The organism is Azospirillum sp. UENF 112521 (genome assembly GCF_058780665.1).
In genome coordinates this window covers 253,498-268,900 of record NZ_JBSNCI010000002.1, presented here as the reverse complement: position 1 = coordinate 268,900, position 15,403 = coordinate 253,498, and the positions used below count along the sequence as shown (strand labels likewise).

General features: G+C 65.0%; 13 protein-coding genes. 9 read left to right on the top strand and 4 right to left on the bottom strand.

Annotated features, from left to right (window positions below):
* Positions 1–50: 50 nt before the first annotated feature.
* From dgt to ACWPN8_RS03365, 6 genes are all read left to right on the top strand, one after another.
* On the top strand, positions 51–1,532 hold the full coding sequence (gene dgt, locus ACWPN8_RS03390; RefSeq protein WP_492239911.1) for a dGTP triphosphohydrolase: 1,482 nt from the start codon (positions 51–53) through the stop codon (positions 1,530–1,532).
* A 58-nt stretch (positions 1,533–1,590) separates the two neighbouring features.
* Positions 1,591–2,277 carry a hypothetical protein gene (locus tag ACWPN8_RS03385; RefSeq protein ID WP_492239910.1) on the top strand — a complete coding sequence of 229 codons (687 nt, stop codon included), beginning with the start codon at positions 1,591–1,593 and terminating at the stop codon, positions 2,275–2,277.
* Positions 2,278–2,653: 376 nt separating this feature from the next.
* Positions 2,654–3,082 (top strand): helix-turn-helix domain-containing protein, encoded by a 429-nt coding sequence (locus tag ACWPN8_RS03380; RefSeq protein ID WP_174475373.1) that lies wholly within the window; start codon positions 2,654–2,656, stop codon positions 3,080–3,082.
* A complete protein-coding gene (locus tag ACWPN8_RS03375; protein ID WP_492239909.1) occupies positions 3,079–3,945 on the top strand; it encodes an IS3 family transposase in 867 nt (288 codons plus the stop codon). Before ACWPN8_RS03380 ends, ACWPN8_RS03375 begins: the two co-directional genes overlap by 4 nt.
* A 286-nt stretch (positions 3,946–4,231) precedes the next feature.
* Positions 4,232–6,034: a translation elongation factor 4 gene (gene lepA / locus ACWPN8_RS03370; RefSeq protein ID WP_109448525.1), complete on the top strand. Its 1,803-nt coding sequence runs from the start codon at positions 4,232–4,234 to the stop codon at positions 6,032–6,034.
* Positions 6,035–6,195: 161 nt separating this feature from the next.
* Complete coding sequence (locus ACWPN8_RS03365) at positions 6,196–6,825, top strand: hypothetical protein (protein WP_492239908.1); 630 nt, start codon at positions 6,196–6,198, stop codon at positions 6,823–6,825.
* Positions 6,826–6,874: 49 nt separating this feature from the next.
* On the opposite strand, the gene ACWPN8_RS03360 is transcribed toward ACWPN8_RS03365, so the two are convergent.
* Positions 6,875–7,963: an asparaginase gene (locus ACWPN8_RS03360; RefSeq protein WP_492239907.1), complete on the bottom strand. Its 1,089-nt coding sequence runs from the start codon at positions 7,961–7,963 to the stop codon at positions 6,875–6,877.
* Positions 7,964–8,014: 51 nt separating this feature from the next.
* Positions 8,015–8,239 carry a hypothetical protein gene (locus ACWPN8_RS03355; RefSeq protein WP_146208061.1) on the bottom strand — a complete coding sequence of 75 codons (225 nt, stop codon included), beginning with the start codon at positions 8,237–8,239 and terminating at the stop codon, positions 8,015–8,017.
* Positions 8,240–8,397: 158 nt separating this feature from the next.
* Between ACWPN8_RS03355 and ACWPN8_RS03350 the strand changes: the two genes are divergently transcribed.
* The 3 genes from ACWPN8_RS03350 (at position 8,398) to ACWPN8_RS03340 (ending at position 12,133) form a co-directional block, all read left to right on the top strand.
* On the top strand, positions 8,398–9,333 hold the full coding sequence (locus tag ACWPN8_RS03350; RefSeq protein ID WP_109448533.1) for a LysR substrate-binding domain-containing protein: 936 nt from the start codon (positions 8,398–8,400) through the stop codon (positions 9,331–9,333).
* A complete protein-coding gene (locus ACWPN8_RS03345) occupies positions 9,330–10,277 on the top strand; it encodes an SH3 domain-containing protein (protein WP_492239906.1) in 948 nt (315 codons plus the stop codon). The genes ACWPN8_RS03350 and ACWPN8_RS03345 overlap by 4 nt, the downstream gene beginning before the upstream one ends.
* A gap of 62 nt (positions 10,278–10,339) precedes the next feature.
* On the top strand, positions 10,340–12,133 hold the full coding sequence (locus tag ACWPN8_RS03340; protein WP_492239905.1) for a DUF3369 domain-containing protein: 1,794 nt from the start codon (positions 10,340–10,342) through the stop codon (positions 12,131–12,133).
* Between the two features lie 60 nt (positions 12,134–12,193).
* On the opposite strand, the gene ACWPN8_RS03335 is transcribed toward ACWPN8_RS03340, so the two are convergent.
* Positions 12,194–12,607 (bottom strand): response regulator, encoded by a 414-nt coding sequence (locus ACWPN8_RS03335; RefSeq protein ID WP_109448537.1) that lies wholly within the window; start codon positions 12,605–12,607, stop codon positions 12,194–12,196.
* Positions 12,608–12,980: 373 nt separating this feature from the next.
* Positions 12,981–15,392: a phenylalanine--tRNA ligase subunit beta gene (pheT, locus tag ACWPN8_RS03330; RefSeq protein WP_492239904.1), complete on the bottom strand. Its 2,412-nt coding sequence runs from the start codon at positions 15,390–15,392 to the stop codon at positions 12,981–12,983.
* Between the last annotated feature and the right edge of the window lie 11 nt (positions 15,393–15,403).

The following is a 15,403-nucleotide window of genomic DNA, read 5'->3' as shown; positions in this document are numbered from 1 at the left end:
TCGATTCCCTACAAAAAGTGAGGATCGTGCAGCGCTTTTATTGGCATTGAATGCAAAAGAGATTTTTAACTTTATCAATGGAACGAAATATGTCTGTAAATCTTTGGAGTGAAACTCGGCGCCCGAGGCTGAACAGCTCAAGTAGCGAAGCATCGACAAATGACCACGATCCAAACGGTGTACGCTCTTTTTTTCAGCAGGACTACGACCGACTTCTCTTTTCTACCCCTGTACGCCGTCTCGCTGACAAGACACAAGTTTGGCCGATGGATGACAACGACGGGGTTCGCACTCGCTTAACGCATTCCCATGAGGTTGCGAATTTGGCGCGATCAATTGGGACGCGTGCATTTAGGCGTGCACCTGAAGCTTTCGCAGGCGTCAATTTAAGCGACACTATCCAGCCCATGCTTTCTGCTATTGGGCTTGCGCATGACCTTGGGAACCCACCCTTCGGCCATCAAGGCGAAAGCGCAATTGGAAACTGGTTTAAGTCTAGGAAAGACTGGATTTTCACCAAAAGTTACGACAGGAAGAAAAGAATCCGCCACCCTATTCCGGGAAAATTTTGGCCGGAGTTTACTAAATTCGACGGCAATCCGCAAAGCCTCCGTCTTTTGACAAAGCTTCAGACGCATCACTCTCGTCTTGGGCTAGACCTGACTGCAGCAACACTCGCGGCTACTTTGAAGTACCCTGTTCACGTAACAGGGACAAGCAAACAAAAGCCTCACATCAAAAAATATGGCTATTTCGAGTCAGAGAAAGAAATTGTTGATTGGATTCGCCTGGAGACAGGGCTCGCCGAAAAGCAGCGACATCCACTCACGTGGATAATGGAAGCATGTGATGATATTGCTTACTCAGTGCTTGACGTTGATGACCTGCTGAAAAAGGGACTTCTCTCACCAGATGATGTTCTAATCACACTCCAACATAACAAAGATGTCGCAGGACGAGATACTATTAATAAGATTGACGAAAAATTTAGAGAGGTGAACGAAAGTGACCGGCGCGTTGAGATTCGTCACGACATTAAGATACAATTTCTGCGCGCATATGTAATTGAGGCACTCATTAATGATGCGAGCGACGCATTCGTGGCCAGCGTTGACCAGATAATGAAGCTGACTCACGAGGCTCCTCTCATGGATAACAATCCTCTATGCGACGCTCTAAAGTATATAGCAAAGCAGTATGGGTTACGCCATCCATCGGTGCTGCGCACAGAAGCGGTGGGCGCCGTAGCGATTGACGGGATTATGTCATCGTTATGGGAGGCTATTTCCGAAAGAGAAGCAGACGACCTAAGGTCAGCACGCAGTAGCGCTCGCGCACGGTACATCTTCTCTTTGATTAGTCCAAACTATCTGGAGGAAGCGGAAAAGTCTAAGTCCTTGGATGGGATTGCAGGCACACTACGTTATCGTGAACTCCGTCTTCTCACCGACATGGTGTCGGGGATGACGGACACATATGCTACGAAGCTTTGGCAAGATATCAACTCGGTGCCGAATGTCAGTTGCCCCTAACTTTTCTTCGCTTAAACGGCGATTGGATCGCTACTTTTGGGAGAATCAGCTAACTGAGATGAAGGTTCTGCAAAGCCATCTTAATGAAAATTTTATGAAATTTGACCGGGTTGCGGTGATTGGAGGACTCGTCCGAGATTTCGCTCGCAAGGGCCGCACAGGCTTTAGGTCTGATGTTGATCTAGTTATTGATGCCCCTGCAGAATCAATCGCGCGTTTGGCTAGATCGCTGAATGCCACACCTAATAAATTCGGTGGCTATGGTTTCCGTGGGGGGCCATGGCAAATCGATTTCTGGGCTTTAGAAACAACATGGGCTGCGCGCTACGCCGGCGTATCTGTGAAATCGCTGGAAGACGTGATTCGCTGCACCTTTTTCGATTGGGATGCTGCCGCGTATGACTTGCATTCAAGAAAACTAATTTGTAGTAGGGATTATCTAGACCGGATCAAAAACGGGGCTCTCGACATCAACCTTCGCCTCACTCCTTCACCTGATGGGAACTTGCTGCGGTCAATAAGGCGCATCGTACTGTGGCGCCTTAACACAGGACCAGCACTGCGTTCCTTTATCGAAGAAGCATTAAACGAAAAGACACTCAAGCGTATACAGCATAAAGAAATGGCCACTTACCCCTTACCCATTACCACCTCTTGGAAAAATGCTAAAGATGCCCGCCAAAAAATACTTGAGATTAGTCAAAAGAAAAATTATCAAGAACAGCTCAAGTTGGGAGATTTCTGAATTTAACTTTGAATTTAGGATGGCGAACGCCCCTCAATTCAATAATTTGCGCACTTTCTCCATTGCCTGTATTTATTGCGCTCCATTTATTTATGGGTAGCCCAAGCCTTGCCCTTCCCTTTTTTCGCCTACCCTTACCACCACTCCCCCAACCATGCTACGCTTGCGCCCTCCCCCACCCGCGGAGGGCACCGCATGCCCCGACAGTGGCGATCCGCCACCTCCGCCCGCTCCACCGAAGCCGCCCCGCGGCCCGTCCTCCCCCCGTGCGTCCCCTCCCCACGCGCCCGCCCGGATGGAACACTGGACACCCCTGGAGTGCCCCCTGAAACTGAGACAGTGTTAAAGTGTTCCAGTTCTCTGATGGAGAGGACCGATGGGAGAGAAGCGAAGTTTGGAGTTCAAGGTTTCGCTGGTTCGACGGCTTGAAGCTGGCGAGCGGATAACGGATCTTGAGCGAGAGGCTGGCGTATTCCGTGCGCAGATTTACCGCTGGCGCGATGCTTTTGGTCGTGCGGGTGAGGCTGGATTGGAGCGTCGTCCTGGCCGCCGACGCGGCTATCGGCGGTCTCGATCTGCAGAGGGAGGCCCTTCAGCGGGCCCGGCGCCGAGCGCGCCTGCGGAGGCAGCATTGGATCAGCTTGCGCCTGATGTGCGTGCGTGGGTATCGGAGCTTGAGCGGACGGTTGCGCGCCAGCAGCTTGATTTGGATTTTTTCAGCGAAGCCTTGCAGCGTATCGAGGCATCACGCCGGCCGAAGAGCGCGGCTGGCGAGACGGCGTCTATGCCGCCATCCAGGCGATGACGCAGCGGCAAGGCAGAGTTTCGGTGGACCGGATGTGCCGGTTGGCGGGGGTGAGCCGGGCCGGTTTTTACCGGCATTGGCAGGAGCGGGCGCCGTCGGCTGAGGAGACGGACCTGCGCGACGCCGTCCAGCGCCTTGCCCTGGTACACCGGCACTACGGTTACCGGCGGATCACGGCGCTGTTGCGCCGGGAGGGGCGGCTGGTGAACCACAAGCTGGTGCTGCGGCTGATGCGGGAGGACAACCTGCTGTGTCTGCGTCGGGCATCGTTCGTCCCGGCGACGACGGACAGCCGTCATGACTTTCCGGTCTGGCCCAATGTGGCGCGCCGCCTGGCGTTGAGCGGACCGAACCAACTGTGGGTGGCTGACATCACCTATGTCCGGTTGGGCGGGGCGTTCGCCTACTTGGCGGTGGTGCTGGACGCTTGGTCGCGCCGGGTGATCGGCTGGGCACTGGGCGATCATCTGCGGGCGGAACTGGCGCTGGAGGCGCTCGACGGTGCCTTGGCCGTACGTGGAGCAGGACCGATGGTTCACCACTCCGACCGAGGCGTCCAGTATGCGTGCCGGGCCTACATCGGGCGCCTGGAGGCTCATGGCGTCCAGCCAAGCATGAGCCGGGTCGGCTGCCCTTACGACAATGCCATGGCGGAGAGCTTCATGAAAACACTCAAGACCGAAGAGGTTGATGGCCGCAGTTATGCCGACATCGCCCAGGCAAGGGCCTGCATCGACCGCTTCATCGACGAGGTGTACAATCGCCAGCGCCTTCACTCGGCCCTTGCCTACAGCCCACCGGTCGAGTTCGAGGAAAATTTCCCGCCACCAGGGCCGGGCGGCCGCCCGGCCCTGGTGGCCTGACCAATCCGGAACAATTTAACAAGCGTCTCAACTTCGGGGGGCGGTCCACACCCCCCGCAAAACCGTTCCATCCTGTTCCATACGTTCCACGTCCCGCCGCCCCACCCGCCCCCGATGGAACAGTGAACACCCCGCCGAAAAACGTTCCGCCCCGTTCCATCCACCCCACGCCGCACCCTTCCGCAACCGCCCGTACGCCCTGCGCGCCGCCCGCCGACACACCATCATTGCGCCCACCCCCCGTCCGCCCTATGTTCCCGGCAAACTCTCGCTTGTCCGGGCCCCGATGACTGACCTCTCGCACATCCGCAATTTCTCGATCATCGCCCACATCGACCATGGCAAGTCGACCCTTGCCGACCGGTTGATCCAGCAGTGCGGCGGCCTCGACGCGCGCGAGATGCGCGAACAGGTGCTCGACAGCATGGACATCGAGCGCGAGCGCGGCATCACCATCAAGGCCCAGACCGTCCGCCTGCTCTACAAGGCCGAGGACGGCAAGCAGTACACGCTGAACCTGATGGACACCCCCGGCCACGTCGACTTCGCCTATGAGGTCAGCCGCAGCTTGGCCGCCTGCGAGGGCTCGATCCTGGTGGTCGACGCCTCCCAGGGGGTCGAGGCGCAGACGCTCGCCAACGTCTATCAGGCGATCGACAACAACCACGAGATCATCCCGGTCCTCAACAAGATCGACCTGCCCGCCGCCGAGCCGGAGCGGATCAAGCAGCAGATCGAGGACGTGATCGGCCTCGACGCGTCGGACGCGGTGGAGATCTCGGCCAAGTCCGGCCTCAACATCGGTGCTGTGCTGGAGGCGGTGGTCAAGCGGCTGCCGCCGCCCAAGGGCGACGCCGACGCGCCGCTGAAGGCGCTGCTGGTCGACAGCTGGTACGACCCCTATCTCGGCGTCGTCATTCTGGTGCGCGTCGTCGACGGCGTCCTGAAGGTGAACCAGAAGGTGCGCTTCATGGCCGCCGGCTCGGCCCATGACGTCGACCGCGTCGGCGTCTTCACGCCGAAGGCGCTGCTGACCGGCGAGCTGCGGCCGGGCGAGATGGGCTTCATCACCGCCGCGATCAAGGACATCACCCAGACCAAGGTCGGCGACACCATCACCGACGAGCGCAAGCCGGCGACCGAGGCCCTGGCCGGCTTCAAGCCGTCCATCCCCGTGGTGTGGTGCGGCCTGTTCCCGGTCGATGCCGCCGATTTCGAGCGGCTGCGCGACAGCCTGGGCAAGCTCAAGCTGAACGACGCCAGCTTCCATTACGAGGCGGAGACGTCGGCGGCGCTGGGCTTCGGCTTCCGCTGCGGCTTCCTCGGCCTGCTGCATCTGGAGATCATCCAGGAGCGGCTGGAGCGCGAGTTCAACCTCGACCTCATCACCACCGCGCCGTCGGTGGTCTACAAGCTGACGATGACCGACGGGACGGTGCGCGACCTGCACAACCCGGCCGACATGCCCGACGTGATGCGGATCGACCACATCGACGAGCCGTGGATCAAGGCGACGATCATGCTGCCCGACGAGTATCTCGGCGGCGTGCTCCAGCTCTGCACCGAGCGGCGCGGCCAGCAGATCGAGCTGACCTATGCCGGCGCCCGCGCCATGCTGGTCTACCGCCTGCCGCTGAACGAGGTGGTGTTCGACTTCTACGACCGGCTGAAGTCGATCAGCCGCGGCTATGCCAGCTTCGACTACCAGATGGACAGCTACGAGGAAGGCGACCTCGTGAAGCTGTCGATCCTGGTGAATGCCGAGCCGGTGGACGCCCTGTCGATGATCGTCCACCGCAGCCAGTCCGAGCGCCGCGGCCGCCAGCTCTGCGAACGGCTGAAGGAACTGATCCCGCGCCAGCTGTTCAAGATCGCGGTGCAGGCCGCCATCGGCGGCAAGATCATCGCCCGCGAGAGCATCAGCGCCATGCGCAAGGACGTGACCGCCAAGTGCTATGGCGGCGACATCAGCCGCAAGCGCAAGCTGCTGGACAAGCAGAAGGAAGGCAAGAAGCGCATGCGCCAGTTCGGGCAGGTCGAAATCCCGCAGAGCGCCTTCATCGCGGCGCTCAAGATGGGCGACGAATAAGGCAAACGGACAAGGCGGGCTCAGGCCCGCCTTTTTTGTACAACGCGGCAATTCCGTACAACCTTGCGCAACAAAACGGCCGTTCGGGTGTCATCACACCCAGGACGGTGCCGCTCCTGCGCGGCGCCTCCCCTGTTTTTGGTTCTATCCGGGAGGATGACATGCGCAAGTTTCTCGCCGCCGCGGTTCCGGCCCTGATGCTGATGGCCGTCGCCGCGCCTGGCCACGCCCAGATGGGTCAGACCCAGACCGGCGGGTCCGCCAGGTCCAACGCCGTCGCCAACGGCACGATGGACACCGGCGCCCGCGACGTCCAGGCCAGCCGGGACATGATCGGCAAGCGGGTGGTCCACCGCCATGGCGGCCCCGTCGCCGGCACCATCCAGAACGTCACCACCGGCGCCGACGGCCAGACCATGGTCGAACTGAAGCTGGCCAAGTCCGGCCAGTCGGTCATGCTGCCTCCCGCCTCCTTCGAGCGGCGCGGCCGCCAAGTGGTCGTCATGCAGGACCAGATGGAGCTTCAGCAGCTCGCCCAGTACAGCAGCCAGGCCAACACCGGCTACGGCAGCTCGACCGGCGGCGCCATGGGCGGCCAGATGGGGAGCGGCTCGATGGGCGGCTCGATGAACGGCGGCATGGGCTCCGGCTCGATGAACCAGGGCACGATGAACCAGGGTTCGATGGGCAACGGCTCGATGAACCAGGGCACCATGGGCACCGGCACCATGGGGAACGGCACGATGAACCGCGGCACCATGGCCCCGGCCCAGCCCGGCATGGGCCAGTAAGCCGTCACCGAAGGCGGAGCGCCATCGGCCTCCGCCTTCGGACAGGCGCTCAGTCCCCGATCACCGTCAGTTCGCCGGCCTGCGGCACCGGCATCGCCGCCTTGACCGCCGCAACGTCCAGCCCGGCGGCGAACAGGCAGACCAGCTTGGCGTAGCTGGCCTCCGGCGTCATGTCATAGGCGCCGACCGCCCCCACGGCGCCGAGGCCCGTCGCATAGGCGCCGGGCAGCACAGCACCACGCTGCACCTGGGTGTTGTCCATCAGCACGACGCCGGCCTTCACCGCCGCCGACAGCGTGTCGAGGAAGTCCGGATCGGTCGAGCCGTTGCCCTCGCCGTAGGCCAGCACGATCGCCCCCTTCGCCGCCGGGCTGGTGCCGGTCAGCATCGCCGACACCGTGCTGGCGCGGATACCGGGATAGAGCCACAGCATGACGACGGAGAAGCCCGCCAGCGCCGCCGGCAGGGCGTCCAGCGCCGCCATCCGCTTGTCCCGGTTGTCCGGCCCGGCCAGCGAGACACCCGTGTCCGGCATCGGCAGCCAATGCGGCTCGTTGCGCGCGACCACGCTGCCGATGGTGGCGAGCGGCGGGAAGTTGGGGGAATCGAAGCCGGCGAAGCGGTTGGCGTCGACCTTCGACGAGCGGTTGCCGCGCAGCAGCTTGGTGTCGAAATAGACGCAGACCTCCGGCACCGGCAGGGTGCCGGCCGCCACGATGGCGCCGACCAGATTGGCCGGCGCATCGCTCAGCGTGAAGGACAGCGGCACCTGCGATCCGCTGAACACCACCGGCTTCGACAGGCCGGGCAGCAGGAAGGACAGGGCCGACGCGCTGTAGGCCATGCTGTCGGTGCCGTGCAGCACGACGAAGCCGTCATACTGGTCATAGACCGACAGCAGCCGCCGGGCGATGGCGACCCAGTCCGCCGGCGTCATGTTGGAACTGTCGAGCGTGCGGTCGAACCAGTCCATGGTCCAGCCCAGGTCCGGATAATCCTTCACCCGGTGGTCGGACAGGCCGGGCACCGACAGGGCCAGCCGCTCGAACTCCATGCCCGGCACCGGCGCCAGCGCCCCGTTGGGATTGGTCACGCACCCGATGGTGCCCCCGGTGTACAGCACATAGACCCGCCCCATCGCCCACTCCTGCCGGCATAGTTATCGGCGGCAGGATAGGCTGCGGGCCGCTTACTTCTCAAGACGCTGGCGACCCGGAATTGGCAGCGGCGACCGGACCGACGACGGCGCGTGCTCCACGGTCAGGCGATACCCCAACGCAGGCCCGGCCGAGGGCAACGGATTGTAGGCGAGGCGGAAGCGCCGCGGTTCCGGCACGGCCGGGGTGGGGATGGCCGGCGGCTCCAGGCGGGCGGCACCGAGAACCGTGCCGGTCCAGGCGGCGAACAGCGACATGATCGGAAACTCCAAGGGGGTCGGAGGCCGACAATGGGGGGTGCGCCAATCCCTTGGAAACGAATAGGCATTATGGTGTCATCACGGTTCGTAATGACCGCGCCGTTGCGGACGGGCCGGCGCTCTGCTTGAATAAGCGGCAACTTCCGGTTCCCGACATGCCCGCCAATCTCGACACCGACCTGCTGCGCGCCTTCGTCGCCGTGGCCGACAGCGCCAGCTTCACACGCGCCGGCGAAAGGCTGGGACGCACCCAGGCGGCGGTCAGCCAGCAGGTGCGCCGGCTGGAGGACACGGTGGGCAAGCGCGTGTTCGAACGCGACACCCACGGCGTGCGCATGACCCGCGACGGCGAGGTGCTGCTGGCCTATGCCCGGCGCATGCTGACCCTGAACGACGAGGTGCTGGCGCTGATGCACCGCAGCCCGACGGTGGCGAGCGTGCGCATCGGCACGCCCGACGATTACGCCACCATGCTGCTGCCGGAGATCCTGGCCCGCTTCAACGCCGCCTATCCCGACGTGATGGTCGAGGTCGTCTGCGACAACAGCCCCGATCTGGTGGCGGAGATTGAGAAGGGCCGCTACGACCTGGCGCTGATCACCCGCAAGGCCGGCGAGGCCGGCGGCGAGCTGGTGCGGCAGGAGCCGGTGTCCTGGGTCGCCCCGCCGCTCGACCCCGCGCCGGGTTGCCGTCCGGTGGAAAGCCTCGATCCGCTGCCGCTGGCGCTGTTCCCCAAGGGCTGCGTCGTGCGGGACATCGCGGTCGCCGCCCTGGACGGGATGGGACGCGACTGGCGCGTCGCCTTCACCAGCAAGAGCGTCGTCGCCGTCCATGGCGCGGTGATGGGCGGGCTGGGGGTGACGGCGATGGAGGCCTGCACCGTCCCGCCCAGCCTGCGCCGCATCGGTGCGGCGGAGGGCTTTCCCGACCTGCCGGACGTCGACATCGCCCTGCACCGCGCCCGCGGCACGGCGCCCAAGCCGGTGCGGCTGCTGGCCGACGCGATCCACGACCTCGTCGGCGGCCAGCTGCTGGGCCGCCGGAAGCCACCCCATGCCTCACAGGTGACTGCCAGGGAAGCCGCCCAATGATCGCCGTGCCGCCCCGTTGCCTCCTCCCAGCGCTCGCCCTTGTCCTCGCCTGTGCCGGCAGTGTTGCAGCAACCCCGCCGGCCTGGGCGCAGAGCCCCGTCGCCATCGGCGCCCCGCTGACCGGCGAGGTGGTGCTGAACCGCGACATCGAGGTGCGGATCGGCCCCAGCGAGGATGCCCGCATCGTCATGACGCTGAAGCAGGGCAAGGCGCTCAACGCTCTCGGCACGCCGCGCGGCACCTATTGGACGGAGATCGCCATCGGCGGCCAGCCCATCGGCTATGTCCCTGCCGATTCGCTGGACCCGGCGCTGATGGTCACCGGACGGCCGGCAATCGGCGGCGAAGGGCCGCGGCCGCCCAAGCCCGCCGCCAACCAGCCGGCGGATGCCCCTCCCTCCCACCGCAGCGCCGCGGTCGTCCCGCGGGCGGCCTGGGACAAGGCGGCGCAGACCCCGGCGGAGGGCTATGTCGTCGCCGCCGGCCCGATTTCCGCAACCGAGATCCTGGCCAACCGCAAGCGGCGCAGCTTCACCCTGCGCAAGGGCGACGTGGTGGCGCTGATCGGTGCCGCCGATGGCGAGGCGACGCTGGCCCTGCCCGCCGGCACCCGCGCGCTGGCGCCGGTCCAGGGGCTGGTCGGAGTGGCCGCGCCCTATCCACTGCCGGGGATGCCGCCGGTCGAACCGGGCATGCTCTACGGCATCAAGCTCGGCGAATATGTCAGCTACGCCGAGGGCTTGCGCGCCTGGAAGGAGTTCACCGCCGGGCCGGGCAGCGCCTATCGCGACCTGCCGGCGATGGTCTGGCCGGTGTTCCGCAAGGGCCGGTTGCTGTACGAGGTCGGCGTCGCCCCTTTCACGCGCTTGCAGGTCGACACCGCCTGCGGCACGTTGGCGCAACGCGCGCTCGATTGTACGGTGATCGAGCTGGATACGTTTTGATGAGTGACCGCCATGCGGGCCGGCCAAGCCCGTCCTCATGACCCTTTCGCGATTGAAGAGCCATGACCGACGCCGACCCGACCGGACCTGAGGACGACCCCCGCACCGATCCGGCAGCCGGGCCGGCCCCCGAATCGGCCCCCGAATTGGCCGACGAGGATCTGGTCTTCCTCGACGATGCCGCCCCGGAGGACGCCCCCGAAGACGGCGCTGCCGCCGAGGAGGCGCCCGGCAGCCGCTGGACCATGCTGATCGTCGATGACGAGCCGGAGGTCCATGCGATCACCAAGCTCGTGCTGTCCGACTTCGCCTTCAAGGGCCGCAAGGCCCGCTTCCTGTCCGCCCATTCGGCGGCGGAGGCCCGGCGGATCCTGGCGCGCGAGCGCGACATCGCGCTGATCCTGCTCGACGTGGTGATGGAGACCGAGGATGCCGGCCTGCGGCTGGTCCACCACATCCGCGAAGAGCTGCAGAACCGCAACGTGCGCATCATCCTGCGCACCGGCCAGCCGGGACAGGCGCCGGAACGGGCGGTCATCCTCGATTACGACATCAACGACTACAAGGCGAAGACCCAGCTGACCGCCCAGCAGCTGTTCACCACCACGGTCGCGGCGCTCCGCTCCTACGAGGACATCGTGGCGATCGACGCCAACCGCCGTGGCCTGGAGAAGATCATCGAGGCGTCGTCGTCGCTGTTCCGCGCCCGCTCGATGAAGCTGTTCGCCGCCGGGGTTCTGACCCAGCTGTCGGGCCTGCTGGGGGTGGGGCCGGACGCCATCCTGTGCGTGCAGCGCGGCGGTGCCGGAACCCCGGGTAGCAGCAACCGGCCGGTCGAGGCCGCAACCGGCAACGGCCTCTATGTGCTGGCCGGATCTGGCCGGTTCGAGGATCTCATCAACGAACCCGCTGCGGGCCATGTCGATCCGGCGGTGCTGGCCGCGGTGACCGCCTGCCTGGAAAAGCGGGCGCATGTCTTTGCCGGCGACCATTGCACCCTCTACATCCGCACGCCGAACGACCGGGAGACGGTGGTCTACCTGCGCTCCAACCGGCCGCTGTCGGAGTTGGACCGCAAGCTGATCGAGGTGTTCTGTGGCAAGATTTCCGTTGGTTTCGACAATCTGCACCATTACGAGCAGCTTTACCGCGCCCAGCAGGGCACGCTGGCGGCGCTGGCCGATCTGGCCGAGCGCGGCCGCGGCGCGCTGACCCCCGACGGGCCTGCCAGGGATGGGGCAGCCTGCGCTGGAATGGACGCGGCTGCTGCGGAGGACGACCGGTTCAGCCGGTCGCTGCGCATCGCCGCGATCACTGAACGGATCGCCCGCCGCCTGCATGCCGACGGTCTCTTCGCCGACACGCTGGACGACTCGACGCTGGAGATCATCGGCCTCGCGGCCATTCTGCACGACATCGGCAATGCGGCGGTGAACCCGGCGATCCTGTCCAAGCCCGGCCCGCTCGATGCGGCGGAGCGCCGCGCCATGCAGGCCCATACGGTGGCCGGTGCCAGCCTGCTGAACCAGGCGAGCCATCTGGCCGACGGCCCGACCCATCTTCATCTGGGGGCGGCGGTGGCACGCTGGCACCACGAGAATTGGGATGGGACCGGCTATCCCGACGGCCGCACCGGGGCGGCGATCCCGCTGTGCGCCCGCATCGTCGCCGTTGCCGACGCCTATGACGCCATGACGCGTGACCGGCCCTATCGTCCGGCGCTGGACCGCGATCACGCCGTGGATGAAATCCGCCGGCTGGCCGGCCTGCGGTTCGACCCGGCGGTGGTCGATGCCTTCCTCGCCGTGCTGCCGGAGGTCGACCTGCCCCGTTCCGCGGCAGGACCGGCTTCCTGACGTGCCTGTTGCGGCAACGTCGCCCTCACTCGGACTCCGTTGGTCCGACAGGCCGCAATCCTACCGGCTGCACAGCGCTTCGACCGCCTGGCGCAGCGGCCCGACCTGAACCGGCTTCAGCAGCAATTCGCAGCCCATGAGCTGGGCCTCGTCGCGGCGTTCGGGCGTGCTGTCGCCGGTCAGGATGATGGCCGGGATCTGCTGCCCGGTTTCGCTGCGGACACGCTCCACCACCTCGCGTCCGGTACGGCCGGCCGGCAGGTAATGGTCGGCGATGATCAGGTTCGGCACCCGGCCCAACCCACCCAGCTGTGCCTCCAGCGCGGCGGCGCTGAGCGCCTTCACCACCTCGTACCCCCAGCCGTCCAACAAAATCGCCAGCCCCTCGACGATCGAGCGGTCGTCGTCCACCACCAGGATGAGTGGCCTGCCGGACTCCGGTTTGGTTGCCTGACCGTCTGCTGGATCAACCATAGACTTCCCCCGCTTCGTCGCTTGCAGTGTGATGGGCATTCGACTTGCCAAGGCAATGCACGCATCGCCTGTGCCGTAATCGTGACATCGAACACATCGTGGGTCCACCGGGGGCGAACAATCCTGACCCCCAACCTTCCCACAGATCAACGTCCTGGCGTCAAACATTGAATTGAAACAAACAGCCTCAGGGTTTTCCCTTAGCGAATGCACTCGAGATTCATCAATCAGCAATTCATCATATGATTGCGCGGTGAGCTATCGTGAAGGAGCCTTTCGTGAATCCTTCAGGTAGGACAAACGAAAAGGGCCCCCGCCGAAGCGGAGGCCCTGTCTCTTACATAACGGTAATTTCAACCCTTGAGGGTTTTTCTCAAGCGCGGAGATTTCCTCCGGTCGCCTTGACCACCGCAGCGACGATTTTCTGACCGACGGCTTCGATCATCTCGTCGGTCAGGGTTGCGGTGGTCGGCTGGTAGGTGACCGACACGGCGACCGATTTGCGGCCTTCACCCACTCCCGGCCCTTCATAGACGTCGAAGACTGCGACATCTTTGACCAGCGCCTTGTCGGCACCCTTGACGGCACGAAGGATCTTGTCGGCCTCCACCTTGCGGTCGATGACAAAGGCGAAATCGCGCTCCACCGGCTGGAAGGCGGAGAGCTGGACCATCGGCTTGGCGGTGCCGCCCTTCTTCTTGGGCAGCGGCACGGCGTCCAGCATCACCTCGAAGCCGACGACCGGCCCCTTGACGCCCAGCGCGTCCAGCACCGACGGATGGATCTCGCCGAAGCGGGCCATCACGGTGGGCCCGAGTCGCAGCACGCCGGACCGGCCGGGATGGTACCAGCCCGGCGCATCGGTGGTGACCTGCAGGTTGGCGGACGGGGCGCCGACCGCCTCCAGCACCGCCAGCGCATCGGCCTTGGCGTCGAACACGTCGACCCCGCGGGCCTTCTCCGACCAATGGCGCGGCACCGCCGCACCGGCGCGGATGCCAGCGGCGACCGTATCCTGCCCGTCCGGCGCCGGGGTGCGGAAGGCCGCCCCGACCTCGAACAGGCGCACGTCGGCGAAACCGCGGTCGGCATTGCGGCCGGCGGCCTGGATCAGGTTGGGCAGGACCGACGGGCGCATGACGTCGAGATCGCTGCTGATCGGGTTGACCAGCCGCAGGCCGGGCTCGCCACCGCCGAACAGCGCGGCGACCGGGCCGGACAGGAAGGACCAGGTCACCGCCTCCGACAGGCCGCGGGCGGCCAGTGTGCGCTTGGCCAGCGCGACACGGCGTTGCTTCAACGTCAGGGCCGGGCGGGTCAGCACCGTCTCGCGCGGCAGCGGCGTCGCCGGGATGGCGTCGAAGCCATGGACGCGCAGCACCTCCTCGACCAGATCGGCCTCGCCATGGACGTCGGCGCGCCAGGACGGAACGCCGACGATCAGACGGCCCTCGGCATCCTCGCCCTCAAGGGAGAAGCCAAGGTCGGTCAGGATCCGCTCCTGGCGCTCGCGCGGCAGCTCGACGCCGCCCAGCGCGGCGACGCGGCCCGGACGCAGGGTCAGCGTGCGCTTCCACTCCGGCTCGGCCCCCGCAGTCACGATCTCCGACACCTCGCCGCCGCACAGATCGAGGATCAGACGGGTCGCCCGCTCGATCCCCTCGACCACCGCGGCGGGATCGACGCCACGCTCCAGCCGGTAGCGGGCGTCCGATTCCACCCCCAGCCGGCGGCCGGTCTGAGCGGTGCGGACGGTGTCGAAAATCGCGGCTTCGAGGAAGACGTTGGTCGTCTCCTCGGTGCAGCCGGACGTCTCGCCGCCGATGATGCCGCCGAGCGCCTCGGCCCGCTCATGGTCGGCGATCACCGTCATCGCCGGGTCGAGCGGGTATTCCTTGCCGTTCAGCGCCGCCAGGGTCTCGCCCTCGCGCGCCAGCCGGACCACGATGCCACCCTTCACCTTGTCGGCATCGAAGGCATGCAGCGGGCGGGACACGTCGAAGGTGATGTAGTTGGTGATGTCGACCAGGATGGAGATCGGACGCAGGCCGATGGCGGTCAGCTTGTCCTGCAGCCACTGCGGCGACGGGCCGTTCTTCACCCCGCGGAAGTAGCGGCCGACATAATAGGGGCAGGCGTCCAGCGACTCGATCTCGACCCCGATCGGGCTCTTGAAGGAACCGGGAACCGGGGTGGCGTTCAACCGCCCCTCGGTCAGCGGCTTCAACGTGCCCATGCCGGCGGCGGCGAGGTCGCGGGCGATGCCGCGCACGCCGGCGCAGTCGGCGCGGTCGGGCGTCAGGTTGATGTCGATGACCGGATCGTTCAGCCCGGCATAGTCGGCGAAGGCGGCACCGATGGGCGCGTCGTCCGGCAGCTCGATGATGCCCTCATGCTCGTCCGACAGCTTCAGCTCGCGCTTGGAGCACATCATGCCGTTCGACTCGACGCCACGGATGACGCCCTTCTTCAGCGTGATGTCGGAACCGGGGACATAGGTCCCTTCCGGCGCGAAGACGCCCTTCATGCCGGCGCGCGCATTCGGGGCGCCGCAGACCACCTGCAGGGTGCCGGCGCCGGTATCGACCATCAGCACGCGCAGCTTGTCGGCGTCCGGGTGCTTTTCGGCCGAGACGACATGGGCGACGCGGAAGGGCGCCAGCTCCTTCGACCGGTCTTGGATGCCTTCGACCTCGAGCCCGAGGGCGGTCAGCTTTTCCGTGATCTGGTCGAGCGAGGCGTCGGTCTCCAGATGGTCCTTCAGCCAGGACAGCGTGAACTTCATGGGTCCGGCTC

Bases quoted from the DNA above. Each gene is read 5' to 3' on its own strand.
- dgt (WP_492239911.1), top strand. From the start codon at position 51: ATGCAAAAGAGATTTTTAACTTTATCAATGGAACGAAATATGTCTGTA.
- ACWPN8_RS03385 (WP_492239910.1), top strand. From the start codon at position 1,591: ATGAAGGTTCTGCAAAGCCATCTTAATGAAAATTTTATGAAATTTGAC.
- ACWPN8_RS03380 (WP_174475373.1), top strand. From the start codon at position 2,654: ATGGGAGAGAAGCGAAGTTTGGAGTTCAAGGTTTCGCTGGTTCGACGG.
- ACWPN8_RS03375 (WP_492239909.1), top strand. From the start codon at position 3,079: ATGACGCAGCGGCAAGGCAGAGTTTCGGTGGACCGGATGTGCCGGTTG.
- lepA (WP_109448525.1), top strand. From the start codon at position 4,232: ATGACTGACCTCTCGCACATCCGCAATTTCTCGATCATCGCCCACATC.
- ACWPN8_RS03365 (WP_492239908.1), top strand. From the start codon at position 6,196: ATGCGCAAGTTTCTCGCCGCCGCGGTTCCGGCCCTGATGCTGATGGCC.
- ACWPN8_RS03360 (WP_492239907.1), bottom strand. From the start codon at position 7,963: ATGGGGCGGGTCTATGTGCTGTACACCGGGGGCACCATCGGGTGCGTG.
- ACWPN8_RS03355 (WP_146208061.1), bottom strand. From the start codon at position 8,239: ATGTCGCTGTTCGCCGCCTGGACCGGCACGGTTCTCGGTGCCGCCCGC.
- ACWPN8_RS03350 (WP_109448533.1), top strand. From the start codon at position 8,398: ATGCCCGCCAATCTCGACACCGACCTGCTGCGCGCCTTCGTCGCCGTG.
- ACWPN8_RS03345 (WP_492239906.1), top strand. From the start codon at position 9,330: ATGATCGCCGTGCCGCCCCGTTGCCTCCTCCCAGCGCTCGCCCTTGTC.
- ACWPN8_RS03340 (WP_492239905.1), top strand. From the start codon at position 10,340: ATGACCGACGCCGACCCGACCGGACCTGAGGACGACCCCCGCACCGAT.
- ACWPN8_RS03335 (WP_109448537.1), bottom strand. From the start codon at position 12,607: ATGGTTGATCCAGCAGACGGTCAGGCAACCAAACCGGAGTCCGGCAGG.
- pheT (WP_492239904.1), bottom strand. From the start codon at position 15,392: ATGAAGTTCACGCTGTCCTGGCTGAAGGACCATCTGGAGACCGACGCC.